Raw genomic sequence first — 24,763 nt, 5'->3', positions numbered from 1 at the left:
GCGTCAATGCGACTGATTCGAGGCCTTGGGGGCAAGCCTCTGTTTATCATCGGCACGCGGAAGCTCGACCATGCCCTCCTTGCGCATCTTTCTCGACAGACTGCTGGAGGGCGCCGCAGCCAAGGTGCCGCGCCAGGATTTTTCGCATGTCGAGCGGCTGGCGCTTGTCCGCCAGCACGGCGACTTCTCGCTGGCCTATTCGACCGCCGTGCAGCAAAAACTGTCCTATTTCGGCGACGCCGACGGCTACATCGCCTTCGGCACCAAGATGAAGCACCATTTCGCGCTAGGTGACCCGGTGGCCCATCCGGCCGATCGGTCCGACTATATCAGGCGCTTTGTCGAAGCCGCCGACAGCCCGTGGTTCGTGCAGATCGGCGAACCGACGGCGCGCGTGCTGTCCGGGCTCGGCTACCAGGTCAACCGTCTCGGCGTCGACACGCGGCTGGAACTGCCGGCTCACGATTTTTCCGGCAAGCGCAACGAAACCGTGCGCTATTCCGAACGCTGGCTCTTGAAGAAGGGGTTTTCCTTTGGCGAAGGAGCGGTCTATCTCGACGAGGTCCAGCGCCTGTCGCAGAACTGGCGGGCAGACCGCATCGTCAAGCGCTGGGAGATGGCGTTCCTCAACAGGCCCTTTGCCGATCATCTCGGCATCGATATGCGCCGTTTCGTGCTCTACAGCCCGGAAGGCGAGCTCGTCGCCCTGCTCGATTTCGATCCGATGTTCAGTGGCGGCAAGGTGATCGGCTACACCACCTCGTTCAAGCGCAAGCACATCGATGCCTCGCCGCATGCCGAAATCGGGCTGACCAAATTCGCCGTCGACCGGTTTCGCAATGAGGGCATTTCTGTCGTCACGCTCGGCCTGTCGCCGATGCTCGACGTCGGAGCCAACGGCTTTGCCGAATCGAGCTTCTGGCGCAACGCCTTCGAGCGGGCCTATGAGTCGCCCTGGGTCAACCGCAGCAAGTTCAACCTCAAGGGCCAGGCGGCGTTCAAGCGCCGCTTCCACGGCGTCGAGGAACCCACCTACATCGCCTTCCGCCAAGGCAGGCTGATCGAGATGCTGGGGTTGCTGCGCCTCATCAAGGCGATCTAGCAAGAAAACGCGACGCGCTTTAGAGCGGCAGGGTCAGTTGCGCAGCCGGTAGCCGGTGCGGAAGATCCAGGCGACGATGGCGATGCAGATGGCGAGGAACACCATCGTCATGCCCAGGCTGACGGCGACCGAGACATCGGACTTGCCGTAAAAGCTCCAGCGGAAACCGCTGATCAGGTAGACGACCGGGTTGAACAGCGTCACCGTGCGCCAGGTCTCGGGCAGCATGTTGATCGAATAGAAGCTGCCGCCGAGGAAGGTCAGCGGCGTGATGATCAACAGCGGCACCAGCTGCAATTGCTCGAAGCTTTTCGCCCATATGCCGATGATGAAGCCGAACAGGCTGAAGGTCACCGCCGTCAAGACAAGGAAGGCCAGCATCCAGAACGGATGCTGGATGGTGAGCGGCACGAACAGCGAGGCCGTCGCCAGGATGATCAAGCCGAGGATGATCGACTTGGTCGCGGCGCCGCCGACATAGGCGATGACGATCTCCAGATACGACACCGGCGCCGACAAGAGCTCGTAGATGGAGCCGACGAATTTCGGGAAATAGATGGCAAAGGAAGCGTTGGAGATCGACTGCGTCAACAGCGACAGCATGATCAGGCCGGGCACGATGAAGGCGCCGTAGCTGATGCCGTCGATCTCGGTGATGCGCGAGCCGATGGCCGAGCCGAAGACGACGAAATAAAGCGATGTCGAGATCACCGGCGAGACGATGCTCTGCAGCACGGTGCGGAACGCACGCGCCATCTCGACCCGGTAGATCGCCCATACTGCTCGCCAATTCATGGCTCTTGCCTCAACAGATTGACGAAGATCTCCTCGAGCGAGCTGTTTTGCGTATCCATGTCGCGGAACTGGATGCCGGCCGTCTCGAGTTCGCGCAGCAGCGATGCGACGCCGGGGCGTTCGCTCTGATTGTCATAGGTGTAGGTCAGCTGTGTGCCATCGCCCGACAGCTCCAACGCGTAGTGCGAGAATGCATCGGGAATGGCGGGGAGCGGGTTGCGCAATTCCACGATCAGGCGCTTGCGGCCGAGCTTGCGCATCAGTTCGGCCTTGCCCTCGACCAGGATGATCTCGCCGCGGTTGATGACGCCGACACGGTCGGCCATCGCCTCGGCCTCTTCGATATAGTGCGTGGTGAGGATGATGGTGACGCCATCGTCGCGCAACCGTCGCACCATCGCCCACATGTCCTGGCGCAGTTCGACGTCGACGCCGGCCGTCGGTTCGTCGAGGAACAGGATGCGCGGCTCATGCGACAGCGCCTTTGCAATCATCAGCCGCCGCTTCATGCCGCCCGACAGCGTGATCGCCTTGGCGTCCTTCTTGTCCCACAACGACAGGTCGCGCAGCACCTTTTCGACGAAGCCCGGATTGGGCGCCTTGCCAAACAGGCCGCGGCTGTAGGTGACGGTTGCCCAGACGCTCTCGAACGCATCGATGGTCAGCTCCTGCGGCACCAGCCCGATCAGGCTGCGCGCCGCGCGGTAGTCTCGGTTGATATCATGGCCGTCGACGGTCACCGTTCCCGACGAACGGTTGACGATGCCGCAGACGATCGAGATGAGCGTCGTCTTGCCGGCGCCGTTCGGCCCCAGCAGCGCGAAAATCTCGCCGCGTTCGATGTCGAGGTTGATTTCCTTCAGCGCCTTGAAGCCGGTGGCGTAGGTCTTGGTGACCCCGGAAATCGAAATGATGGAAGGCAAATTAGTGGAAGACATGAGGCCGAAAACGACTGTTTGAAAGAGGCGGGGATTATTATTGCGCTGAATGTCGGTGCGCACGGCGGGAAGTCAATGCCGCTGCTGACAATTGTGGACAAACGTTCCCCTCTTGCCGTTTCGTCATGGGGGTATCGGGGCACTGACGGATTGATCCCATCTGCTGCGACAACGCGCCCCGCGTGACGCCAAGCCGCTTTGACCGGACCGCATCCGCCGCCTATTCTGCGCCAACAAACAGCAGCCGGAGCCCGCATGGACCCGCTCATCCTGTCGCGAATGCAGTTCGGGGCGAATATCTCGTTCCACATCCTGTTTCCGACCATCACGATTGCGCTTGGCTGGGTGCTGCTGTTCTTCAAGCTCCGCTACAACACCACCAATGATTCCGCCTGGATGCGCGCCTATTTCACCTGGGTGAAAGTGTTCGCACTGTCCTTCGCCATGGGCGTGGTCTCCGGCGTCACCATGAGCTTCCAGTTCGGCACCAACTGGCCGGGCTATATGGAAAAGGTCGGCAACATCGCCGGGCCGCTGCTTGCCTACGAGATCCTCACCGCCTTCTTCCTCGAAGCGGCCTTCCTGGGCATCATGCTGTTCGGGTTCCGCCGCGTCTCCAACCGCGTCCACACGCTGGCGACGGTATTGGTCGCCGGCGGCACCACGCTGTCGGCCTTCTGGATCATTGCGCTGAACTCCTGGATGCAGACGCCGGCCGGCTTCGAGATGATCGATGGCAAGGCGCATCCCGTCGACTGGTGGGCGATCGTCTTCAACCCGTCCATGCCCTACCGTCTGACGCATATGCTGCTTGCCTCCGGCCTGACGGTGTCGTTCCTGATCGCCGGCCTGTCGGCGCTGCGCTACCTCACCGGCGACCGGTCGGAATCGATGTGGAAGGCGCTGCGCACCGGCGTCTTCACCGCCGCCATCCTGATCCCGATCCAGATCTTCGCCGGCGACCAGCACGGGCTGAATACGCTGGAGCACCAGCCGCAGAAGATCGCGGCCATGGAGGCCAACTGGAACACCGGCCCCAACGTGCCGCTGGTGCTGTTTGCGCTGCCCGACGAGGCGGCGAAGGAAAACAAATTCGAGATCGCCATTCCCGACGGCGCCAGCCTGGTGCTGCGTCACTCCACCAGCGGCATCGTGCCGGGGCTCAACGACTATCCCGGCCTGCATCCGCCGGTCTTCCCGGTGTTCTGGGGCTTCCGCATCATGGTCGGCACCGGCATTTTGATGCTCATCGTCTCGTGGTCGGCGACCTTCTTCCTCAAGCGCCGCCACAGCCTGCCGAGGCCGCTGGCCATGCTGATGGTGCCGATGGCGCTGTCGGGCTGGCTGGCGACGCTGGCCGGCTGGTACACCACCGAAATCGGCCGCCAGCCCTGGCTGGTCACCGGCGTGCTGAAAACCGCCGACGCTATCGGCCCGGTCGCCGGCAGCCATGTCGCGCTGACGCTCGCCATCTATCTCATCCTCTATGTGCTGCTGCTGATCGCCTATCTTGGCGTGCTGGTGCACCTGGCGCTGAAGGCCGCCAAGGACGGCGATACCTCGCCGCTGCCGGGCGTCATGAAGACGGCGATGTCGCAACCGGCCGCAGCGGAGTGAGGAATGGTCCGCGTAGCGGACGAAAAGCCAACGATTTGGCTTTCCGAATGACGAACGCCCGGAGCCATAGCGAAGGGCAGAACCGTTGATGAGAGGGATGACAGACCGATGACCTTCGACTGGCCAACCGCGCTGCCCCTGATCTTCGCCGGCCTGATGGGCCTCGCCATCCTGATCTACGTCATTCTCGACGGTTTCGATCTCGGCATCGGCATCCTGTTCTCGGTCGCCGAAGATGCCGAGCAGGACACCATGATCGCGGCAATAGGCCCGTTCTGGGATGCCAACGAGACCTGGCTGGTGCTGGCCGTCGGCCTGCTCCTGGTCGCCTTCCCGCTGGCGCATGGCGTCATCCTCACCGCGCTCTACATTCCGGTCTTCGTGCTTTTGGTCGGCCTCATCCTGCGCGGCGTCGCCTTCGATTTCCGCGCCAAGGTGCCCGCCGGCAAGAAGCATCGCTGGAACCGCATTTTCTTCCTCGGTTCCGTCATCGCCTCGCTGGCGCAAGGCTATATGCTCGGCGTCTATGTGCTTGGCCTCGATGTCGGCTTTGGCGGCATCGCTTTCGGGGCGCTGGTGGCGCTCTGCCTGTCGGCGGCCTATGCAGCCATGGGCGCTGCCTGGGTCATCTACAAGACCGAGGGCGAATTGCAGAGGAAGGCGGTGGCCTGGCTGCGGACAGCCCTGGTGCTGACCGCGCTCGGCATGGCGGCGGTGTCGCTGGCGACCCCATTCGCCAGCCCGCGCATCTTCGCCAAATGGTTCGTCTGGCCCGAAATGCTCTTTCTGTCGCCGCTGCCGATCCTGTCGGCGCTGCTGTTCCTGTGGCTGTGGCGGCAGACCTTCCACCTGCCCAAGCCCGACGACCGCCATGCGCTGCGGCCGTTCCTGACGCTCGCCGCCATCTTCGCGCTCGGCTTTGCCGGGCTTGCCTGGTCGTTCTACCCCTTCGTGGTGCCCGAGAGGCTGACCATCTGGCAGGCGGCGTCGGCGACGGAAAGCCTGGCCATCATCCTCGCCGGCACGGTGGTCGTGCTGCCGGTGATCATCTTCTATTCGTTCTATGCGTATCGGGTGTTTGGGGGCAAGGCGACGGATCTGACGTATGATTGAAGGGGAGCTGATCTCCCCCCTTGAGGGGGAGATGGCCGGCAGGCCAGAGGGGGTCGCCGCGCGTGGAGCGCTAACCTTCTTCTGCCGCAGGAGGTCGCGTCCGGTCGGACCGACCCCCTCTGTCGCCTCCGGCGACATCTCCCCCTCGAGGGGGGAGATTAGGTGCTCAGCTCTTCCCCGCCAGCACGAGCACCGGCTTCTCGCTATACAACCCCGGGAACAGCGCCTTCAAATTCGCCACCTTGGGCAGGTCGTTGTAGACGATGTAGGGGTAGGTCGGGTTCAGCGTCAGAAAGTCCTGGTGATATTCCTCGGCCGGATAGAAGGTTTTGCCCGTCTCCAGCGTGGTGACGATGGGCTTGGCAAACACTTTCGCCTGGTCGAGCTGGGCGATGTAGCTCTGGGCGATCTTCTGCTGCTCGCCATTCTCGGCAAAGATGGTCGAGCGGTACTGGGTGCCCGAGTCCGGGCCCTGGAAGTTCAACTGCGTCGGGTTGTGGGCGACCGAGAAATAGACCTGCAGCAGCTGGCCGTAGGTCACCTTGGACGGATCGTAGGTGATCTCGACCGATTCGGCGTGGCCGGTGCGGCCGCTGCCCACCGTTTCGTAGACGGCGTCATCCTTGGCGCCGCCGGTGTAGCCGGAGACGGCCTTGGTCACGCCCTTGACGTGCTGGAACACGCCCTGCACGCCCCAGAAGCAGCCGCCGGCGAAGATAGCCTTCTCGCTGCCGCTGGCGGCCTTCTCGTCCACTGCCGGCGGCGGGATCACCACCGCGTCCTCGGCCGAGCGCGCCGGGCTCTGCCAGAAGGCGGCCGCGGCGGCGGCGACGATGAGCGCGGCAAGCGCGCTCTTGAAGATCGGCGTTCTCGTCCTTGCAATGCCGGTCATGTCTGATCTCCTTGATGGTGGCGAAGACTATACGACAGAACGTCCCGCCTGGTTTCTCAAATTGCCGTGCGCCGGCCCGGCCACTGTGCGGCCGGGCCATGGGATCAAGCCTTATTGCGCGGGCGCCATGGCGTCCGCCGGCTTCATCGCATCCGTTGCGGGCTTCATGGCATCGGCCGGCTTCATGGCGTCGGTGGCGGGTTTCATCGCATTCGTCGCCATCGGATCGGCTGGCTTCATGGCATCGGTCGCCGGCGCCATGGCATCGGTCGCGGGCTTCATCGCATCGGTTGCCATCGCCGGCTTCATGGCGTTGGTCGCGTCTTCGGCGCGGGCGCCAGCGGCGAAGGCGGTCATCGAAAGCGCAAAGGCGAGTGCGGTCAGGATCTTGGTCATGATGGTATTTCCTCCTTGAAGAGGGCGCGCGGATGCGGGCCCGGTTATGCCGCGCTAGCGGCGTTGCGTAGAAAAAGAATCAGTCGGCGGCTGCAGCCAGGATCGGCCCACCACCCGGCGACTGCACCAGCACCGCGGTGCTCAGCCCGCCGCTTGCCGCCGGCAGCGGCAGTGTGGTGGCGCCGCCGCTCCAGCTGCCGAGTTTCTCCAGCGAGTGCACGACATTGGCATGCGGCAGCGTGCGCCCGGTATTCTCGCCGCGCGCCACCGGCACTTCGATGACGCCCTTGTTGTAGCGGACCAGCCAGACATCGGCGCGGCCGGCCGGCGCGGAACCGGCGCCGATGCTGATCTTGCCGCCGTCGAGCGACAGCATCGGCCCCTTCGTGTGACCGCTCGCGGAAATCAGTTGCTCGATCTCGCCTGATGCCGCGCCCACCGCATCGGCACCGCCATTGACCACCACCTGCGGCGTGAACGGGCCGGAGCGGCCGAGCGACGGCTCATAGCGCACCTGGCGCTGGGTGAATTCCTCGCGGCCGAAAATGTCCTTCCAGCCGAGATAGTCCCAGTAGGTAACGTTGAACGACAGCGCCAGAACGCCCGGCTGGTCCTTGACCTTGATCAGATTGGCATTGGCCGGCGGACAGGACGAACAGCCCTGGCTCGTGAACAATTCGACCACGGTGAGCGGCTGGGCAAAGGCGGTGCCGCCAAGCATCATCAGCGCCGCGCCTGCGGCAGCCAGCATCGCGCTGCGTTTTGGGTTAAGTCCAGTCATCGGGGGTCTCCGTTGCGGCGGGTTCATCCCACACTTCGCCGCTGCCCGAGGCTTCGTTACATGGTTCACCGCTTCGTGATTGGGGGCCGACGCGTCGTTGCCTTCTCCCCTTGTGGGAGAAGGTGGATCGGCGCGAAGCGCCGAGACGGATGAGGGGTGTTCCAGCGGAGTGAGACGTTGGTTAATCTAACGTCATGCCACATCAGCCCGTCGCTCCTGCCAAACGAAACTTTGCCCGTTCGCTCCGACGTGAATGACGGAGGCGGAAGACAAACTGTGGCACGAACTACGTGACCGCAGGCTCGATCGGATCAAATTTCGGCGCCAAGTTCCTGTTGGAAAATACGTCGCCGATTTCGCTTGTCTTGAATCACTCCTCATCATCGAGATCGATGGGAGTCAGCATGCGGACTCAGAGTCAGACCAGGCCCGTAGAACGGAACTGGAGGCGAGAGGCTTTCGTGTGTTGCGCTTTTGGAACGACGATGTCCTGAAAGACATGGACAGCGTCTGCACCACGATAATCGCTTATGTAAGGGATGTCAGTTTGCAGCCATGGCGGTGAAAGAACGTCGGCGTCAAGCTGGAACACCCCTCATCCGTCTCGGCGCTGCGCGCCGATCCACCTTCTCCCACAAGGGGAGAAGGCAAGGGCACCACCCCCCGCTTGCCCCTGCAACCCGCCCCTGCTAAAGCCGCCGCATCATGAGCACGCCTCTCGACCACATCCGCAATTTCTCCATCGTCGCCCATATCGACCATGGCAAATCCACGCTTGCCGACCGGCTGATCCAGTCCACCGGCGGGCTGGAGCTGCGCGACATGAAGGAGCAGGTGCTGGACTCGATGGACATCGAGCGCGAGCGCGGCATCACCATCAAGGCGCAGACGGTGCGGCTGAAATACCGCGCCAACAATGGCGAGGACTATATCCTCAACCTCATCGACACGCCCGGCCATGTCGACTTCGCCTATGAAGTGTCGCGCTCGCTGGCCGCCTGCGAGGGCTCGCTGCTGGTCGTCGACGCCTCCCAGGGCGTCGAGGCGCAGACGCTGGCCAATGTCTACCAGGCCATCGACAACAACCACGAGATCGTCGTGGTGCTGAACAAGGTCGACCTGCCGGCCGCCGAGCCCGAGCGCATCCGCGAGCAGGTCGAGGAGGTCATCGGCATCGACGCCTCCAACGCCGTGCTGATCTCGGCCAAGACCGGCCTCGGCATTCCCGACGTGCTGGAGGCAATCGTCCACCAATTGCCGCCGCCGCGCGAGGGCGATGCCTCAGCACCGCTCAAAGCCATGCTGGTCGACTCCTGGTACGACGCCTATCTCGGCGTCATCGTCCTGGTGCGCATCATCGACGGCGTGCTGAAGAAGGGCGCGACCATCCGCATGATGGGCACCGGCGCAAAACACCTGGTCGAGCGCACCGGCGTGTTCACGCCCGCCCGCATCAATGTCGACGAGCTCGGCCCCGGCGAGTTCGGCTTCTTCACCGGCTCGATCAAGGAAGTGGCCGACACCCGCGTCGGCGACACCATCACCGAGGACAAGCGCCAGACCGCGCATGCGCTGCCCGGCTTCAAGCCGGCGCAGCCAGTGGTGTTCTGCGGCCTGTTCCCCGTCGACGCCGCCGATTTCGAGGATCTGCGCGCCGCCGTCGGCAAACTGCGCCTCAACGACGCCTCCTTCTCCTATGAAATGGAAACCAGTGCCGCGCTCGGCTTCGGCTATCGCTGCGGCTTCCTCGGCCTTTTGCATCTCGAAATCATCCAGGAGCGGCTGGAGCGCGAGTTCAACCTCGACCTGATCGCCACGGCTCCGTCCGTCGTCTACCGGCTGCTGCTTACCGACGGCTCGACGAAGGAGCTGCACAACCCCGCCGACATGCCCGACGTGGTGAAGATTTCAGCCATCGAGGAGCCATGGATCCGCGCCACCATCCTCACCCCCGACGACTATCTCGGCGGTATTCTAAAACTCTGCCAGGACCGGCGCGGCATCCAGGCCGACCTGTCCTATGTCGGCAAGCGCGCCATGCTGATCTACGATTTGCCGCTCAACGAAGTCGTCTTCGATTTCTACGACCGGCTGAAGTCGATCTCCAAGGGCTACGCCTCCTTCGACTATCATCTGACCGACTACAAGGAAGGCGACCTGGTGAAGATGTCGATCCTGGTCAATGAAGAGCCGGTCGACGCGCTGTCCATGCTGGTCCACCGCACCGCGGCGGAAAAGCGCGGCCGCCAGATGTGCGAGAAGCTGAAAGAGCTGATCCCGAACCACCTGTTCAAGATCCCGATCCAGGCCGCGATCGGCGGCAAGGTCATCGCCCGCGAAACCATCTCGGCGCTGCGCAAGGACGTGACCGCCAAGTGCTACGGCGGCGACGTGTCCCGCAAGCGCAAGCTGCTGGACAAGCAGAAAGAAGGCAAGAAGCGGATGCGGCAGTTCGGCAAGGTGGATATTCCGCAGGAGGCGTTTATCCAGGCGCTGAAGATGGGGGATTGAGAGGCCGGTTGGCGCGCAGAGCGCGCCAAGTCATCGATCCGGTGGATCGATGACAGGCTTCGAAAGCGGGGGAGCTGCCGGAGGCGGCGGGCTCCACGCCAGCGCGGCGCTGAAGCTGCGCCGTGGCATTATTCTCCGGGCGGCGGCGCGGGGTGATCCTCGGGGGGAGGCGGAGGTTCGCCCAAAGCGGCAGCGATCTCTCGGAAGATCCCGTCTACGTTCGTGAAAATCAGTCGCCCCAGGTCAATAACGTCCGACGCGTCGCCAAGGCGAATGAAGCGCATGGTCCTCAGGCACAAGACAGCCATATCGTCAGGCCCATTGTCCGCTGCTTGATAGGCTGGCTGAATTGAAGATAGGATCGCTCGGACCAATCTTGGTTCCAGTCGTGGCGTCGCGGTATTCCAAACATGTATTGCGACAGACTGGTCTCCAACCCGGAGGCCAAAGTTCGGCGTGAAGTTGACTGAAAACGTTTCTTCAGGGCTTCGCACCGTAGCCGCAGCGAATTCCAAAACTGCGCCTGGATTCAAAGTTCTCCAGGCATTCAGCCGCTCGAGACCAAGTTGCGCAGATCGCCTCTCCGGCGCTTTTGTAATTGCCAGTGTCGCCGCCAGCAAACTTTCTAATGGCTCTCCAGCCATCAAGCGCCGGCAGGACCGGCGAAGGCTACTATGAAAATCATAGCCTCCCTCTCTTGGCGTAGATCTTCGACGCAGCTCAGTTCGCTGCGGCCGATCGTTCATATGGACAACTCTTAGGAAGGCAGAAATTCCAAAAGATGGCATTGGATGCGCCCTTCTCAGACCCTCGAATAATGAAATGGCCCGCTGGCAGCGGGCCATTTCATATTCATCATGCGGCGTTCTCGAGATTCGCCGGGTACCAGACCAGGCTGTTGGTAGACGCTTTCATGATGTCGATACCGCGCTCGGCATCGACACGGCGCTTGTAGCCTTCGCTGCTTACGGAGATAGTCTCGCCGTTCGCAGCTTCGTATGTCCAACGCCATTCACCACGATTGTCCTTGTACAACCAGTACGAGGGGTAAGTACGCTGCGCCATAGGAGTCACTCCTTGATTGGCGTAAGCGAACGTCAGGCTTGACCATGGCGGATTATTCTGATTCAACATCAGTGTACCAAATACGCCATACCCCGCGCCTGACGTCCAATCTTGTGCGGATTAGAACTCTGAAACCGTCGCGGCTCGCCAGCTTTGCGGCGGTTTCTTGATTCTGGACGGCTTCAAGATGCGGTTAAGCTATGCCGAGAGTCAAGGCATGACTAATAAACCATTAACGGAAGCTAATGGTTTCGGGATTTCCCCACTAAGTACAAGCGCTTACGCAACTCCTCCCAGCGGGGATAACTCAGCGCAAAGCGATCCCGCTCCGACGAACAATACTTCTTGTTTTCTAAAAAGCAAACATCATGAAGAGGTCTGATTCTATCGCACTGCAACATAGGTCCACATCACTGACGCTTTATTGTAAGGCGACCATCGCCAAGTTTTGCGATCACCCTACCCTGCGGTATCCCCGCCCGGCTCAGGGAGACATCACATGCGCACCACCTCCGACACCGTCGCCGCCATCGGCCTCGCCATAGGCGGTGCCTTCGGCATGGCCGGCACTTTCGTCGCCAGCGCTCCGCTCCGCGAAACACTCTGGACGATCGATGGCGTGGCGCTCGTGGTGGCCACCGCGCTGCTGACCATGAAATACCAGCGGCTGGGCAATGACTGCGTTGCGGCCGGGTTCCTCACCTTCCTCGCCGGCGAGACCTTGATCATTTCAGGCAATGCGGCGGGGTTGGAGGCCAGTGTGCCCTCCTATGTCGGCGGCATCTCGCTGTGGGCGGCAGCACTCGTCCTGATCGGCGCGGAGAACACCTTTGCGCTGTGGATGCGGCTCGCCGGCGCGCCATCCTGTTTGTCGTGACGGTGGGCATGGTGGGGCGCGCCCTTGCTGCCCACCTCGGCGCCGCTGCCCGCCGCCGGCTATCCGTTCCTGGTGCTGACGTTTGCCGGCTGGATCTGGACGTTGCTGAAGTCGCCGAGGTGATTGACGCGATCCGGCGGCTGGCTCCGCATGTGAAGGTGGGGCGCTGACTTTTCCTTCCCCCCTTGTGGGGGAAGGTGGATCGGCGCGATAGCGCCGAGCCGGATGAGGGGTGTTCCAGCGGAGTGAGACGCTTGCGTTCCCTGGAACACCCCTCATCCGACCTCGCTTCGCGAGGCCACCTTCTCCCACAGGGGGAGAAGGGAAGATGGCGCTTCTTCCCCGACCATGCGAGCGTGCGTCTCCGATTCGGAAACCCGCCGCCATGCTCCGCCTCACCCTTGCCGTCCTCCTCATCGCCACCCCGGCGCATGCAGCCGATATGGCGTTCTTCGTCAAGAACTTGCGCAGCCAGGCGGTGGCGGTGGAGCTGTTCAGCCGTGACCGCAAGATGTCGTGGCCGGGCGGCGACCAGGTGTTTCTGATCGATCCGAGCTCGCAGAAATCGGTGCCGATCTCGTGTAATCCGGGCGAGAATATCTGCTACGGCGCCTGGGTGAATGGCAATGATGCGATCTCGGCTGGGGTCGGGCCGGACAATGACCGGCCGTGCGATACGTGCTGTTTCATCTGCGTGGAGAAGACGACCGAGACGATCGATCTGGTTGAGTGAGGGGCGGGGCGCCGAAGCTGCTGATCTCCCCCCTCGTGGGGGAGATGTCCGGCAGGACAGAGGGGAGCGCGAAGGATCGCCAGCGTATGGATCAGCAAGCCTAAAATTGAAATGACACGGCTGCAGGAATGAGAGGTCGGCGGGACAGCGCCCCCCTCTGCCTTGCCAGGCATCTCCCCCACGAGGGGGGAGATCAGCAGCTCCGCCAACCTCTCCCAATCCCCCCAAAATCAGTCACGCCCCGCCCTTCAATCTCCGCCGCCATCATGCGATGCTGATTCCCTCGGCCGGGGGGCCGATTTGCCTCGGGGTAAACACCATGTCCTTCACTTGTCTGCGCCGCATCGTCGTCGCGCTGTCGCTTGCCGCGCTGTTTGCGCCGGCGGCTCACGCCGCCGACATCACCTTCGCCGTCAAGAACAGCCATCCCAACGCCATGCGCCTCGAGCTCTACAGCCAGGACCGCGACTATGTCTGGCCGGGCAACGACAAGGATTTTTATCTCGACGATGGCGAGACCAAACAGATCCCGGTCTCGTGCGACGAAGGCGAGTCCATCTGCTACGGCGCCTGGGTCGACGGCGACGAAGGGACCTATTGGGGCGTCGGCCCCAACAACAAGGAAAGATGCGAGGATTGCTGCTACACCTGCAATGGCGGCGAGACGGAGGAAATTGAACTGACGCCGTAGGAAGTACAGCCAATCTCCCCCCAAGTGGGGGAGATGTCCGGCAGGACAGAGGGGGGCGCCATAGAGCGCAAGCCTCGGCAACCACCCAGCATCGTAATGCCGCACACGCCTCTATCGCCTCGACATCGCGCAAACGCCAGATCGATGCGCAAAGTCCTGACGCCAGCCGAACTCAAGCTCTGGAACGAACTTCGTGCCCACCGGCTGATGGGGCTTGGCTTCCGGCGACAATTTCCGATTGCCGGCTACATCGTCGATTTCGCTTGCCCGGAGAAGAAGCTGGTCATCGAAGTCGATGGCTCCCAGCATACGGACGCCGGCGCGGCTGCCGGGGATGAAACGCGGACATCGCACCTCGGACAAGATGGCTGGACCGTCCTTCGGTTCTGGAATGACGACGTCATCCGCGACGTCGACAATGTCTGCCAGCATATTGTGATTGCGGCTGGGCTTGGAGGCGCATCCTGAACCGTGCCGGTGCTGGGCTTTGGGCAGGGAAAGGTCGGCGGGACAGCGCCCCCCTCTGGTCTGCCGGCCATCTCCCCCACGAGGGGGGAGATCGGGTTTCCCCGCGGCTTTCGCCAATTATCCCAGCAACGCCCTCTGCCGCTTCGGCCCGCCCGCCTTGCGCCAGGAATTGAACCGGTGCGTCGCGGCGGCAAACGAGATCTTCATCTGCTGGGCGACCGAATAGCGCGACTTGCCTTCGTCGAACAGGCGGTAGCAGCATTCGACGCCCTCCTCGGTCAGTTTGCCGTCGGGCGCCTTGTTGTGCGGATTGGCGGGGTCGAATTTTTCGACCTGCTGTTCGACCAGGCCTTTCAGCCGTTGCAAATCGGCCTCGATGCTGGCGATCAGATCGAGGACGGGTTTCGGATCGAAGTGGTCGTGCGGCTTTGCCGTCATCTTGCTCATGCCTTTCGCTTGCGTATCGCGACCGATATAGGCGAACATTTGCTGATAATGAAGGGCGCGTTGCAATCCGGCGCTTCAACATTTCTTGACTGGTGATTGACCGCGGAGACTGCAGCGCCTAGTTTAGAATTGTTCTAAACTGGGGTGAATTTCTCATGCTTTCCCGTGTCTTCGGTTTCGGCCGCCGTCCTTTCGAAACGCTGTCGGAACAGGAGATCCTGGCCCTGGCAATTTCATCCGAAGAGGATGACGGGCGCATCTACCGCGCCTATGCCGACGGGCTGGCGGACAGTTTTCCGCAATCGGCGAAAGTGTTCGAGGCGATGGCGGAGGAGGAGGACGGCCATCGCGATTCCCTGATCGAGCTCTACCGCAAGCGTTTCGGCGAGCGCATTCCGTTGCTGCGCCGCGAGCACGTGAAAGGCTATTACGAGCGCAAGCCCGACTGGCTGGTGCGGCCGCTCGGCATCGAGCATGTGCGGCGCCAAGCCGAAGAGATGGAGCGGCAGGCCTATCGCTTCTATGTCGAGGCGGCCAAGCGCACCGGCGATGCCTCGACCCGGAAACTGCTCGGCGACCTGGCCGCGGCCGAGCAAAGCCATGAGAATTCGGCGCATCGGCTGGAGCAGAAACTTGTGCCGGGCGAGGTGAAGGACGAGGAAGCCAGCGCCGAGCAACGCCAGTTCATCCTGACCTATGTGCAGCCCGGGCTTGCCGGGCTGATGGACGGCTCGGTGTCGACGCTGGCGCCGATCTTTGCCGCAGCGTTTGCCACGCACGACACCTGGCAGACACTGCTGGTCGGCCTCGCCGCCTCGATCGGCGCCGGCATCTCGATGGGCTTTACGGAGGTCGCTTCCGACGATGGCAAGCTGTCGGGGCGTGGCTCGCCGATCAAGCGCGGCCTCACCGTCGGCATCATGACGACGCTGGGTGGTCTCGGTCACGCGCTGCCTTACATCATCCCGCATTTCTGGACGGCGACGGCGGTGGCGGCCGTCGTGGTGTTCTTCGAATTGTGGGCGATCGCCTTCGTGCAGAACCGCTACATGCAAACCCCGTTCCTGCGCGCGGCGTTTCAGGTGGTGCTGGGCGGGGCGCTGGTGTTTGCGGCCGGGGTGCTGATCGGGAATGCATGAGCGCCAAGCGCCCCCTCACCCAGCCTCCGCTTCGCTCGGCTGACCTCTCCCCGAGGGGAGAGGAGGTTTTCGACGCCTGCGCCAGTCTCTTCTCCCCAGCGGCGAGAAGGTGGCCGCGAAGCGGCCGGATGAGGGGGCCTGGCGCGACGCCGATACCTAGTCACCCATTCACCGCCCGGCTGTCGGCCGGCGCTTCATCCCTCTCCGTCAGCCCATAGTCCCGCAGCACATGCGCAATGCGCAGCCGGTAGCCGGCAAAGATTCCGCCACGGCCGGCCTTTTGCGCCTGCCGGTGCTCTTCCGTGTTGCGCCAGGCTTTCACCGCTTCCTCGTCGCGCCAGAAGGACAGCGACAGCACGCGGTTCGGGTCGACCAAGCTCTGAAACCGCTCGATCGAGATGAAACCGTCTATGCCGTCGAGCAGCGGCCTGAGTTCCGCGGCGATACCGAGATAGGCATCGCGCTTTCCCTCAGCCGGTTGCACCTCGAAGATGACAGCGATCATATCTCCTCCTTGACCGCGGTCTGGAACAGCTGCCGCGGTCCATGCGGCCCCGACACCAGCTTCAGGAAGATGCGGTCCTCTTTCAAGATGAACTTTTCGCGGCGGGCGAATTCGTAATTGGCCTTGCCCGCCGGATCTGCGGCGAGACGGGCGCGATATGCTTCGTAGGCGGCGAGGCTGTCGATGTTGTAGGCGGCGTAGGCGGTGGTGGCCGAGCCCTCATGCGGGGCGTAGTAGCCGATCAGATCGGCGCCGCAGCGCGGGATCGCCTGGCCCCAGGCCTTGGCATATTGCTCGAAGGCCGGCTTGCCGAACGGGTCGATCTCATAGCGGATGAAGCAAGTGATGGTCATCGTGATCTCCTTGGGTTTCGCGTGGATAGTTCGAGCGGCGTCGAAACGTTGTGCCGCAGGGTCTGCTAAGCAAAAGCGCTGGCTGTCAGGCCTGCCAGAAGGATTTTGCGCATTCGCGGCGCACATCCTCACGGGTCAGGCCGAGATCGCGCAGCAGATGGTCGTCGATCTCCGCGAGGCCGAGCCGCTGCAGGTGGCGGTCGTACCAGCGGGCGAGCAGCCGCCGTTGCAGCCAGGTGACGAATGGAAAAGGCCGGCGGCTGGCGAGTGGGGCGGAAGCGGTTGGCATCGGCGTTCTCCTTGATCCCGCCCGACAATAATGCTTATCTGACGAGAATGCTTCGATGGAGACCTAACTATGCGTGAAGGACCCGACATTGCCCGCATCGCCAGCCTGGTCGGCGATCCGGCGCGGGCAAACATGCTGAATGCGCTGATGGGCGGCACGGCTTTGACGGCCAGCGAACTGGCGCTGGAGGCCGGCGTGTCGCTGCCCACCGCGTCCTCGCATCTGTCGAAACTGATGGAGGGCGGGCTTTTAACTTTGGCCAGCCAGGGACGGCATCGCTATTACGGCCTCGCAGGGCCGCAGGTGGCCGGCATGATCGAGGCGATCACCGGGGTGGCCGAAGCGGTCGGCCCCAAGCGGGTGCGGCCCGGCCCGCGCGACGGCGCCATGCGCGTCGCCCGTGTCTGCTACGACCACCTCGCCGGCGAACATGCGGTGGCGATGCTGGACCGGTTCGTCGCGCGCGGCATCCTGTTGCGCGACGACAATGAGATGAGGCTGGGGCCAGCAGCAGCCTCGCATTTTTCGGCCATCGGCATCGGCGTCGGCGCCAAGCCGCGCCGGCCGGTCTGCCGCGCCTGCCTCGACTGGAGCGTGCGCCGCTCGCACCTTGCGGGAACGCTGGGCGCGGCTATTCTGGACAAGATCCTGGCGGAGAAATGGGCAAGGCGGGAGAAGGACAGCCGCGCGGTGGTGTTTTCACCGCCGGGGAAGCAGGCGTTCGAGCGGGTGTTTTTGGCGTAGAGGTTCGGCAGCGCTAATTGGGCGACGCTGGCGGGACAGCACCCCCCCTCTGGCCTGCCGGCCATCTCCCCCTCAAGGGGGGAGATTACGCGCTCAACAGCTTTCGCCAATCTCGAACATCGTAAAGGTGAGCTGCGCCTCGAAGCTGCCAATCTCCCCCCTTGAGGACAGAGGGGGGTGTGACGGAACGCTTGCGTAGCAGGTGAGGCGCGCGACGCTCACCCCCGCTTCAGCACCTTCGCCTGCTCGAAGAAATCCGCCCACGGATCGGCCTTCTCCAATTCCTTCAGCGTCGTCTTGTCGCCGATCGGGAAGGAATTCGGCGCTAGCCCCTTCTCAACCTCCGCCCACGTCACCGGTACCGAGACCGTCGCGCCCTTCTTGGCGCGGGAAGAGTAGGGCGCGACGGTGGTCGAGCCCCTGCCATTGCGCAGATAGTCGACGAAGATTTTTCCGGTGCGCGCCTTTTTCGACAGCGTCGCCGTGTAGCGGTCGGGCGCGGCCTGCTCCAGCGCCTTGGCGAAATCATGCGAGAAGGTTTTGACCGCCTCCCATTCCGCCGACGGCTTCAGCGGCACCAGCACGTGATAGCCCTTGCCGCCTGACGGCTTGACGAAATTCGGCAGCGACAGATCGTCGAGCTTGCCTCTGATGTCGAGCGCGGCCTCGCGCACCGCCTTGACGTCGACGCCTTCGTCGGGATCGAGATCGAAGATGATCTGATCCGGCTTTTCCAGCTCATCGATCTTGCAGCCCCAGATGTGGACCTCGACCACGCCGTACTGGACCAGAGCGGCAAGGCCGTCGAAATCGCGGATGAACAGGATTTCCTCGCCATCGGTCGGGTCCTTCATGCGGGCAATCTTGTCGCTCATGCCTGCCGAAGCATGTTTCTGGAAGAAGCGCGGACCGCCGATGCCATCCGGCGCCCTGACCAGGCTGAGCGGCCGGTTGACGATGAACTGCTCCATGCGCGGCCAGACCAGCGCGTAGTGTTCGAGCAAGTCCTGCTTGGATATTTTTTCCTCGGGCCACAGCAGCTTGTCGGGATGGGATAGTTTTACGCTGGTCGTGATCGTCGCGGGCGCCTTAGCCCCGGCGGCCTTGCCGGCGCCGCCTGCCGCCGGCTTTGCCTTGTTTGCCGCCTTCGATGGCTTTTCCTGCACGACTTCCTCCGCCGGCTTGTCCTCGCGCAGTCCCTGGAACGACGCGTGGCGTATTATACGGTCCGAGGTCCAGCTGCGGAACTCCACTTCGCCGACAAGTTCGGGCCTGACCCAGACCAAACCCTTGCCCTTTGGCACCGCGGCGGCAAACGGCGAGGCGTCTGCCTTCAGCGCATCGAGTTTTTTCTTCAAATCGGTGGCGCTCCTGGCTGTGAAGCCCGTGCCGACGCGGCCGGCATAGTGGAGCTTGCCGCCCTCGTGGTAGCCGACCAGCAGCGAACGCAGGCCGCGGCCGGTCTTGTCCGAGGGCAGATACCCGCCGATGACGAATTCCTGGCGGGCCGTGCATTTCGACTTCACCCAGCTTGGGCCACGGCCGCTGCGGTAGGGCGCACCGGCGCGCTTGGAGACGATGCCTTCGAGGCCCATGCGGCAGGCGTGCTGCAGCATGATCTTGCCGGGCTCGGCGAAATGGTCGCTGAAGCGAACAGCGGCATTTTCGGCCGTCTCGCCGAGCAGCTCCTGCAGCGCCTGCTTGCGCTCGACCAGCGGCTCGCGGCGCAAATCCTTGCCGTCAAGCCGCATCAGGTCGAACACATAGTAGGTGAAGCGGTCGGTTCGATTGGCGGAGAGATCCTGCTGCAGCAGCGAGAAAGACGAAACGCCGCTGTCGGCGAGCACGACGATCTCGCCGTCGATGATGGCGTCGCTGCATTTCAGCTGGGCCAGTTCCGCGACGATCTCGGGGCCGAATTTCTCCGTCCAGTCGAGGCCGGTGCGGGTCAGCAGCCGTACCTCCGTGCCGGCGATCTGCGCCTGCATGCGGTAACCGTCGAATTTGACCTCATGCAGCCAGTCCTCGCCGGGCGGCGCCTCGCGCTCCAGCGTCGCCAGTTGCGGCTCGACGAAGTCGAGGCGCTTGCCGGCTTTCGCCTTGCTGGATGCCGCAGGCTTGTTGGAGTGCCAGACCTTCGGCTTCTTGCCGTCGGCGGTCTTGCCTTCCGCGACCTCTTCGATGGTCAGGCCGGACTTCACCGATTTCGGTGCGCCCTTCAGGATATCCTCGCCGGGGCGGGCGGCGGCATCGTCGGATTTGATCAGCAGCCAGTTGTCGCGCTTTTCGCCCGGGCGGGGTCTTAACCTGACCAGATGCCACCGCCCATTCAGCTTCTGGCCGTTGAGTTCGAAGTCGATATGGCCCTTCTTCATCGCCTTGGCGGGGTCGATCTCTGGCGTCCATGTGCCTTCGTCCCAGACGATGACGGTGCCGCCGCCATACTCGCCCTTGGGAATGGTGCCCTCGAAGCCGGCATAGTCGATCGGGTGGTCCTCGACATGCACGGCCAGCCGCTTTTCGTGCGGGTCGAGGCTCGGGCCTCGCGTCACCGCCCAGCTCCACAACACGCCATCATGCTCAAGGCGGAAATCATAATGCAGCCTGGTCGCGTCGTGCTTCTGGACGACGAAGATGCCGCCGGGCTGCTTGCCGCGCGCGACCTTGCCCGCCGGCTCGGCCGTCTTCTTGAAATCGCGCTTGGACTGATATTGTTCGAGGCTGGCCACGGCGCCGACCCTCAAGCCGACTTGCGCTTGGGCGCAGAAGCTTTCGCCTTGCCGCTTTTTGCCGCCGGCTTGGCCTTCTTCGCCGGGCCTTCCGCCTGGCCGCCATCGGACAGGCTCTTCTTCAGCGCGTCGAACAGATTGACGACATTGGACGGCTTGGGCGCGGCCTGCGCTTTCGGAGCCTTCTTGCCGGCCTTCTTGGCGCGGATCAGTTCGAGCAGCGCGTCCTCATACTTGTCCTCGAATGTCGACGGATCGAACTTCCCCTTCTTCTTGTCGATGATGCGTTCGGCCATATCGGTCATCTCCTGGTCGGTCTTCACCGCCTTGATGTCGCCGAAGATGCTCTCCGGCTCCCGCACCGTGTTGCCGTAGCGCAAGGTGGTCAGCACCATGCCTTTGCCGCGCGGCTCGATGACCACGGGCCGCTCGCGGCTATAGAGCACGACGCGCGCCAGCCCGGCCATCTTCTTGTCCGCCATGGCATCGCGAATGACGGCAAAGGCCTCCTCCGACACCTTGTCGGCGGGCGTGACATAATAGGGCGTGTCGAGATAGATCTGCTCTATCGAGGCTTTGTCGACGAAGCCATCCAGCGCCATCGTGTGCGAGGACTCGATCTGCACCGCTTCGATCTCTTCGTCCTCGATATGGACGAACTCACCGGGGCTCACCTCATAGCCCCTGATCTCGTCGCCATCGCCCAGCGGCTTGCCGGTTTCAGAATCGACATAGATGCGCTTGACCGTGTTGCCGGTCTCGCGGTTGAGCACCCGGAACGAAACTTTTTCGGCGTGGGTGACGACGTTGGTCAGTTCGACAGCGCAGGTGACCAGCGACAGTTTCAGATAGCCCTTCCAGGCGGGGCGAGGTGCCATGGCGAACTCCTGCGCGATGCGGTTCAAGCGAGAACGGGCAAGGCCCGTTCCGGTTCCGGGCGCGCAGCCAGGGGCATTTCGGCAGCGAGCATGGAAATTTCGAGAGGCTCGCCAAATCTGAAACAGAACCGCGCTCAAGCGACATCCATACGAAACATATGTGATGCAAAAGTCACAATGCCGGAAATGGCGACGAACCACACCGAAAGACCCCCAAACAGCCGCATTCCGGCCACGAAGCATGGGGTTTTCGACCAAAGATTAACATCGTGTTCACCGACTATTCACGCCTCGACGCTATGATCCCCGCAATCGGACGGGACATCCGAAAATCGGGACAGGGACTTGAGTAAAATGAAATTCTGGGGCCACATCGCCGGCTATGCCGCCGCCATCCGTGAGTTCATCGCGCCGACCTATCGGCCGGAGCGCTACTACATGCGCGGCCCGGGTCCGGCCTGCGCCCGTCGCGGCAGCTCGCTCGGCGCGCATTGATCATGACATTCGAAACGCGTCACGACAGCCGGATCTGCAGACCGGAGGCCGATCCCCGCGCAACCACCTATCGCGCCGAGCGCCCCGCGCTGGCCGCGAGAAGCCGTGCGACAACGCCGCGGCTTTGATCCCGCTGCCGGCGGGCTTAGTGTCTGAAGACACAAGCTGCCGGACGTCCCGTGACTTCTTCTCCTGAACCCTTCGATGCCAGCCAGCCATTGATCGTTTTCGACGGCGTCTGCGTGCTGTGCTCGGGCTTCGTACGCACGGTGGTCGGGCTCGACCGCAAAAACCGCTTCCGCTTCGCCACGGCGCAGTCGCCCTTCGGCGAGGCGCTGTTCCAGAGATACGGGCTGCGCACCGACAGCTACGAGACCAATCTGGTCCTTGTCGGCGGCGCTCCCTTCATGCGGCTGGACAGTTTCATCGCGGTGATGGCCGAACTCGGCTGGCCGTGGCGGGCGGCGAAGGCCCTGCTGCTCATCCCGCGCCCCTTGCGTGACTGGCTCTACGAACGCATCGCCAAAAACCGCTACGCCATGTTCGGCCGCAAGGACAGTTGCGAGATCCTGTCCGCCGCGATACGTGCGCGCGTGATCGGCTAATCGCCTGTCACCCAAAAGTGACCTCGGTTCCGGGAAAACGACATACGCAAAAAGAGCGGCGCCATGAGGCTTCTGGTCGTTGGCGGCTATGGCATTTTCGGCGGCCGCATCATGCAATTGCTGGAGAGCGAGCCACGCCTAATCCTGCTCGTCGCCGGGCGCTCACTGGCCAAAGCCGAGGCCTGGTGCAAAACCCGCACCGGCGCGGCGCCGCCGCTCGTGCCGACGCGCTTCGATCGCAACGGCGACGTCGCGCAAGGCCGGCCTGTTCGTTCGCGCCTCAGTCCGGCAGCGCCGCGACGGCGACGATCTCGATGACGATGTCTGCCTGGGCAAGCGCTGCGACGCCGATTACCTCCGAAGGCGGCGGATTGTTGTCGCTGCAATGCTTCGGACAATGCTCGGCGAAAAACGCGTCCAGCACGTCGAGACGAAAATTAGGCGAGCTGAGGACGCCGCCGTCGGGAAATGGCCCTTTGACGAAAAAGGTCAGCCTGATGAGATGGTCGAGCCCGCTGCCAAGTTCTTCCAGATCCGATTTGATGTTGCCGAGAACTTCCCGCCACTGCGCCGCGGCATCGCCGGCGAAGCCGCCACCCTTCTTGCCGGCCGGATCGTAGTCAGCCGATGTCGCGGTGTTGCCGCAGAGATAGACGGTGCCTTTCGCACCGCTGACGACCGTGCCTTTGCCCCATGGCATCAACCGGCTGTTCTTGAATTTCTTGTGGGTCACGAGTTCCATTCTCTTCTCCCACGCCTCGTGTGACGTGCCCGCCAACGACAGAGGATAGTGCTGTGCGGAGCCACGGCCAGTCCGCTGCCGGTCATCCGCCAGCAGACGAAGGAACATCTGGTCCTTGCGAAATCTCCTGGCGGAGGCGAAAGTTTTTTCTGAAGCCTGTCGAAATCGGCCGCCGCCGCGCGACATACGTCTGGCCCCGCTAGGACGCGGCCTTCGAAACCACGGGAGAAGACCCATGCGATACATGCTTTTGATCAACAGCGACGAAGCCGCGCAGGCGAACACGCCAATCGAGAAGGCTCAGCAGATGAGCGCAGCATATGCCGCCTATACCGAAGCGTTGAAGAAATCCGGCGCATGGCTCGCCGGCGAACGGTTGCGCCCGACCCAGGCGACCACCTCGGTGCGGATCACAGACGGCAAGACCAACGTGATCGACGGCCCCTATGCCGACACCAAGGAGCAGCTTGCCGGCTTCTACATGATCGAGGCGGCCGATATCGATACCGCCATCGACTGGGCGGCGCGCTGTCCGGCGGCGAGCGCCGGCACGGTCGAGTTGCGGCCGATCTGGGAAATGGCCGACTACATGCCCAAGAAATGAAACCGTGATGGACAATCGCCCGGAGATCGCGCGGGCGGCGGCCGAAGCGGCCGCCCGGCAGAGTTACGGCAAGCTGGTCGCCTGGCTAGCGGCGCGCACCCGCGACGTGGCCGGCGCCGAGGACGCGCTGGCCGAGGCCTTTGCCGCGGCGCTGGAGCGCTGGCCACAGACCGGCGTGCCTGAGAAGCCTGAGGCATGGCTGCTGGCCGTCGCGCGCCGCCGTGGTGTCGATGCGGTGCGCCGTCGGCTGACCAGCGAGGCGAGCCGCGACCATCTCAAGCTGATGGCCGAGGAGATGGAGGCGAGCATGGAAGACGAAGACCTGCCCGACGAACGTCTCAGGCTGATGTTTGCCTGTGCGCATCCGGCAATCGAAGCCAGCGTGCGGGCGCCGCTGATCCTGCAAACGGTTCTGGGTTTCGACGCGGCGACGATCGCCTCGGCCTTCCTGGTTTCGCCGGCGACGATGGGCCAGCGTCTGGTGCGCGCCAAGAGCCGCATCCGCGAGATCGGCATTCCGTTCCGCGTGCCGGATCGCGCCGAACTCGGCGAGCGGCTGGGAACGGTGCTGGAAGCGATCTACGCGGCTTTCGCCGAAGGCTGGACCGACCCGGCAGGGACCGAGACGAGAGCGCGCAATCTGGCGACCGAAGGCATCTGGCTCGGGCGGCTGGTGGCATCGCTGATGCCGGACGAACCGGAAGCGCTCGGCCTGCTGGCGCTGATGCTGTTTGCCGAGGCGCGCCGCCCGGCGCGGCGCGATGCGGCTGGAGATTATGTGCCGCTCGCCGAACAGGATTGCCGTCTTTGGGATCACGCGCTGATCGACGAAGCCGAGGCGCTGCTGGGCCACGCCGCCACCATGGGCGTCATCGGCCGCTACCAGCTCGAAGCGGCGGTACAATCGGTGCATGCGACGCGGCGACGGACCGGCCAAACCGATTGGGCGGCGATCCGTAACTTCTACGATGCGCTGTCGGCGATATCAGGCTCGCCGGTGATTTCGATCAACCGCGCCGTGGCGATTGCCGAGGCCGAAGGGGCGGCGGCAGGACTGGCGGCGCTCTACGTGCTGGGCGACGACAAGCGGCTCAACGACTATCAGCCCTATTGGGCCGCTCGCGCCGGCCTGCTGGCCAGGCTCGGCAATGCGGCGCAAGCGGTCGAAGCCTATGACCGGGCGATCGGCCTTGAACGCGACCCCGCCGTGCGCCGCTTCCTGCAGGCGAAACGGGCGATCCTGCGAAATTGAAG

General features: G+C 63.3%; 29 protein-coding genes. 16 read left to right on the top strand and 13 right to left on the bottom strand.

The window, feature by feature from the left end; all coding sequences use genetic code 11:
• Window positions 1–70 precede the first annotated feature (70 nt).
• Window positions 71–1,102 carry a phosphatidylglycerol lysyltransferase domain-containing protein gene (locus NKI96_RS13365; protein ID WP_023687523.1) on the top strand — a complete coding sequence of 344 codons (1,032 nt, stop codon included), beginning with the start codon at window positions 71–73 and terminating at the stop codon, window positions 1,100–1,102.
• Between the two features lie 33 nt (window positions 1,103–1,135).
• On the opposite strand, the gene NKI96_RS13360 is transcribed toward NKI96_RS13365, so the two are convergent.
• Entirely contained in the window at window positions 1,136–1,897 is a 762-nt protein-coding gene (locus tag NKI96_RS13360) for an ABC transporter permease (protein ID WP_023681263.1), read from the bottom strand.
• Window positions 1,894–2,820, bottom strand: a complete 927-nt coding sequence (locus tag NKI96_RS13355; protein ID WP_023687524.1) for an ABC transporter ATP-binding protein — start codon at window positions 2,818–2,820, stop codon at window positions 1,894–1,896. Before NKI96_RS13355 ends, NKI96_RS13360 begins: the two co-directional genes overlap by 4 nt.
• A gap of 270 nt (window positions 2,821–3,090) precedes the next feature.
• On the opposite strand from NKI96_RS13355, the gene NKI96_RS13350 reads away from it, so the two are divergent.
• Together NKI96_RS13350 and NKI96_RS13345 are read left to right on the top strand one after the other, a co-directional pair.
• A complete protein-coding gene (locus NKI96_RS13350) occupies window positions 3,091–4,452 on the top strand; it encodes a cytochrome ubiquinol oxidase subunit I (protein WP_023687525.1) in 1,362 nt (453 codons plus the stop codon).
• A gap of 108 nt (window positions 4,453–4,560) precedes the next feature.
• The gene (locus NKI96_RS13345; RefSeq protein WP_352766301.1) at window positions 4,561–5,565 is read left to right on the top strand and encodes a cytochrome d ubiquinol oxidase subunit II; all 1,005 of its coding nucleotides are present in this window, start codon (window positions 4,561–4,563) and stop codon (window positions 5,563–5,565) included.
• 166 nt (window positions 5,566–5,731) lie between these two features.
• On the opposite strand, the gene msrA is transcribed toward NKI96_RS13345, so the two are convergent.
• From msrA to NKI96_RS13330, 3 genes are all read right to left on the bottom strand, one after another.
• Complete coding sequence (gene msrA / locus NKI96_RS13340; RefSeq protein WP_352500157.1) at window positions 5,732–6,457, bottom strand: peptide-methionine (S)-S-oxide reductase MsrA; 726 nt, start codon at window positions 6,455–6,457, stop codon at window positions 5,732–5,734.
• A gap of 111 nt (window positions 6,458–6,568) precedes the next feature.
• On the bottom strand, window positions 6,569–6,853 hold the full coding sequence (locus NKI96_RS13335) for a hypothetical protein (protein WP_352710528.1): 285 nt from the start codon (window positions 6,851–6,853) through the stop codon (window positions 6,569–6,571).
• A gap of 79 nt (window positions 6,854–6,932) precedes the next feature.
• Window positions 6,933–7,634 carry a DUF1223 domain-containing protein gene (locus tag NKI96_RS13330; protein ID WP_488494587.1) on the bottom strand — a complete coding sequence of 234 codons (702 nt, stop codon included), beginning with the start codon at window positions 7,632–7,634 and terminating at the stop codon, window positions 6,933–6,935.
• Between the two features lie 253 nt (window positions 7,635–7,887).
• Between NKI96_RS13330 and NKI96_RS13325 the strand changes: the two genes are divergently transcribed.
• Both NKI96_RS13325 and lepA read left to right on the top strand, forming a co-directional pair.
• Window positions 7,888–8,199 (top strand): endonuclease domain-containing protein, encoded by a 312-nt coding sequence (locus NKI96_RS13325; protein ID WP_023673260.1) that lies wholly within the window; start codon window positions 7,888–7,890, stop codon window positions 8,197–8,199.
• A gap of 140 nt (window positions 8,200–8,339) precedes the next feature.
• A complete protein-coding gene (gene lepA, locus NKI96_RS13320) occupies window positions 8,340–10,145 on the top strand; it encodes a translation elongation factor 4 (RefSeq protein ID WP_023824050.1) in 1,806 nt (601 codons plus the stop codon).
• An 855-nt stretch (window positions 10,146–11,000) separates the two neighbouring features.
• Here lepA and NKI96_RS13315 read toward each other — a convergent pair.
• Window positions 11,001–11,210, bottom strand: coding sequence for a YegP family protein (locus NKI96_RS13315; RefSeq protein WP_352520685.1), 210 nt, complete (start codon window positions 11,208–11,210; stop codon window positions 11,001–11,003).
• A gap of 499 nt (window positions 11,211–11,709) precedes the next feature.
• Between NKI96_RS13315 and NKI96_RS13310 the strand changes: the two genes are divergently transcribed.
• The 4 genes from NKI96_RS13310 to NKI96_RS13295 all read left to right on the top strand — a co-directional run bounded on the left by NKI96_RS13310 (window position 11,710) and on the right by NKI96_RS13295 (window position 13,979).
• The gene (locus NKI96_RS13310; RefSeq protein WP_352804742.1) at window positions 11,710–12,087 is read left to right on the top strand and encodes a hypothetical protein; all 378 of its coding nucleotides are present in this window, start codon (window positions 11,710–11,712) and stop codon (window positions 12,085–12,087) included.
• 385 nt (window positions 12,088–12,472) lie between these two features.
• Window positions 12,473–12,820 (top strand): hypothetical protein, encoded by a 348-nt coding sequence (locus NKI96_RS13305; RefSeq protein WP_352804739.1) that lies wholly within the window; start codon window positions 12,473–12,475, stop codon window positions 12,818–12,820.
• 319 nt (window positions 12,821–13,139) lie between these two features.
• Window positions 13,140–13,511: a hypothetical protein gene (locus NKI96_RS13300; RefSeq protein ID WP_023701920.1), complete on the top strand. Its 372-nt coding sequence runs from the start codon at window positions 13,140–13,142 to the stop codon at window positions 13,509–13,511.
• Between the two features lie 96 nt (window positions 13,512–13,607).
• Window positions 13,608–13,979 (top strand): endonuclease domain-containing protein, encoded by a 372-nt coding sequence (locus NKI96_RS13295; RefSeq protein WP_023681250.1) that lies wholly within the window; start codon window positions 13,608–13,610, stop codon window positions 13,977–13,979.
• Between the two features lie 117 nt (window positions 13,980–14,096).
• Here NKI96_RS13295 and NKI96_RS13290 read toward each other — a convergent pair whose 3' ends face one another.
• The gene (locus NKI96_RS13290; RefSeq protein WP_023681249.1) at window positions 14,097–14,417 is read right to left on the bottom strand and encodes a hypothetical protein; all 321 of its coding nucleotides are present in this window, start codon (window positions 14,415–14,417) and stop codon (window positions 14,097–14,099) included.
• A 164-nt stretch (window positions 14,418–14,581) separates the two neighbouring features.
• Between NKI96_RS13290 and mbfA the strand changes: the two genes are divergently transcribed.
• Window positions 14,582–15,565, top strand: a complete 984-nt coding sequence (gene mbfA, locus NKI96_RS13285; protein ID WP_023681248.1) for an iron exporter MbfA — start codon at window positions 14,582–14,584, stop codon at window positions 15,563–15,565.
• A gap of 160 nt (window positions 15,566–15,725) precedes the next feature.
• Here mbfA and NKI96_RS13280 read toward each other — a convergent pair whose 3' ends face one another.
• The 3 genes from NKI96_RS13280 to NKI96_RS13270 all read right to left on the bottom strand — a co-directional run bounded on the left by NKI96_RS13280 (window position 15,726) and on the right by NKI96_RS13270 (window position 16,712).
• Window positions 15,726–16,070: an antibiotic biosynthesis monooxygenase family protein gene (locus NKI96_RS13280; protein WP_023673249.1), complete on the bottom strand. Its 345-nt coding sequence runs from the start codon at window positions 16,068–16,070 to the stop codon at window positions 15,726–15,728.
• Window positions 16,067–16,423 carry an NIPSNAP family protein gene (locus NKI96_RS13275; protein WP_023673248.1) on the bottom strand — a complete coding sequence of 119 codons (357 nt, stop codon included), beginning with the start codon at window positions 16,421–16,423 and terminating at the stop codon, window positions 16,067–16,069. Before NKI96_RS13275 ends, NKI96_RS13280 begins: the two co-directional genes overlap by 4 nt.
• A gap of 85 nt (window positions 16,424–16,508) precedes the next feature.
• Complete coding sequence (locus NKI96_RS13270) at window positions 16,509–16,712, bottom strand: DUF1127 domain-containing protein (RefSeq protein WP_023687540.1); 204 nt, start codon at window positions 16,710–16,712, stop codon at window positions 16,509–16,511.
• Between the two features lie 69 nt (window positions 16,713–16,781).
• Between NKI96_RS13270 and NKI96_RS13265 the strand changes: the two genes are divergently transcribed.
• Window positions 16,782–17,456 carry an ArsR/SmtB family transcription factor gene (locus NKI96_RS13265; protein WP_352595241.1) on the top strand — a complete coding sequence of 225 codons (675 nt, stop codon included), beginning with the start codon at window positions 16,782–16,784 and terminating at the stop codon, window positions 17,454–17,456.
• Between the two features lie 218 nt (window positions 17,457–17,674).
• Here the strand turns inward: NKI96_RS13265 and ligD are convergent, their stop codons facing one another.
• Together ligD and ku are read right to left on the bottom strand one after the other, a co-directional pair.
• Window positions 17,675–20,185, bottom strand: coding sequence for a DNA ligase D (gene ligD / locus NKI96_RS13260; RefSeq protein WP_352595243.1), 2,511 nt, complete (start codon window positions 20,183–20,185; stop codon window positions 17,675–17,677).
• A gap of 11 nt (window positions 20,186–20,196) precedes the next feature.
• Window positions 20,197–21,063 (bottom strand): non-homologous end joining protein Ku, encoded by an 867-nt coding sequence (gene ku, locus NKI96_RS13255; protein WP_352595245.1) that lies wholly within the window; start codon window positions 21,061–21,063, stop codon window positions 20,197–20,199.
• A 345-nt stretch (window positions 21,064–21,408) separates the two neighbouring features.
• Between ku and NKI96_RS13250 the strand changes: the two genes are divergently transcribed.
• From NKI96_RS13250 to NKI96_RS13240, 3 genes are all read left to right on the top strand, one after another.
• The gene (locus tag NKI96_RS13250) at window positions 21,409–21,558 is read left to right on the top strand and encodes a hypothetical protein (RefSeq protein WP_196813601.1); all 150 of its coding nucleotides are present in this window, start codon (window positions 21,409–21,411) and stop codon (window positions 21,556–21,558) included.
• Window positions 21,559–21,737: 179 nt separating this feature from the next.
• Window positions 21,738–22,163, top strand: coding sequence for a thiol-disulfide oxidoreductase DCC family protein (locus NKI96_RS13245; RefSeq protein ID WP_031199395.1), 426 nt, complete (start codon window positions 21,738–21,740; stop codon window positions 22,161–22,163).
• A 63-nt stretch (window positions 22,164–22,226) separates the two neighbouring features.
• Window positions 22,227–22,481 (top strand): hypothetical protein, encoded by a 255-nt coding sequence (locus tag NKI96_RS13240; RefSeq protein ID WP_023701911.1) that lies wholly within the window; start codon window positions 22,227–22,229, stop codon window positions 22,479–22,481.
• Here the strand turns inward: NKI96_RS13240 and NKI96_RS13235 are convergent.
• Window positions 22,444–22,905, bottom strand: a complete 462-nt coding sequence (locus tag NKI96_RS13235) for a RidA family protein (protein WP_352804733.1) — start codon at window positions 22,903–22,905, stop codon at window positions 22,444–22,446. The genes NKI96_RS13240 and NKI96_RS13235 overlap by 38 nt on opposite strands.
• A gap of 235 nt (window positions 22,906–23,140) precedes the next feature.
• Between NKI96_RS13235 and NKI96_RS13230 the strand changes: the two genes are divergently transcribed.
• The gene (locus tag NKI96_RS13230; protein WP_023681239.1) at window positions 23,141–23,509 is read left to right on the top strand and encodes a YciI family protein; all 369 of its coding nucleotides are present in this window, start codon (window positions 23,141–23,143) and stop codon (window positions 23,507–23,509) included.
• Window positions 23,510–23,516: 7 nt separating this feature from the next.
• Window positions 23,517–24,761: an RNA polymerase sigma factor gene (locus NKI96_RS13225; RefSeq protein ID WP_352804730.1), complete on the top strand. Its 1,245-nt coding sequence runs from the start codon at window positions 23,517–23,519 to the stop codon at window positions 24,759–24,761.
• Window positions 24,762–24,763: the final 2 nt, after the last annotated feature.

The organism is Mesorhizobium sp. M0292 (assembly GCF_040321695.1).
GTDB lineage: Bacteria > Pseudomonadota > Alphaproteobacteria > Rhizobiales > Rhizobiaceae > Mesorhizobium.
This window is presented reverse-complemented; position numbering and strand designations above follow the sequence as displayed.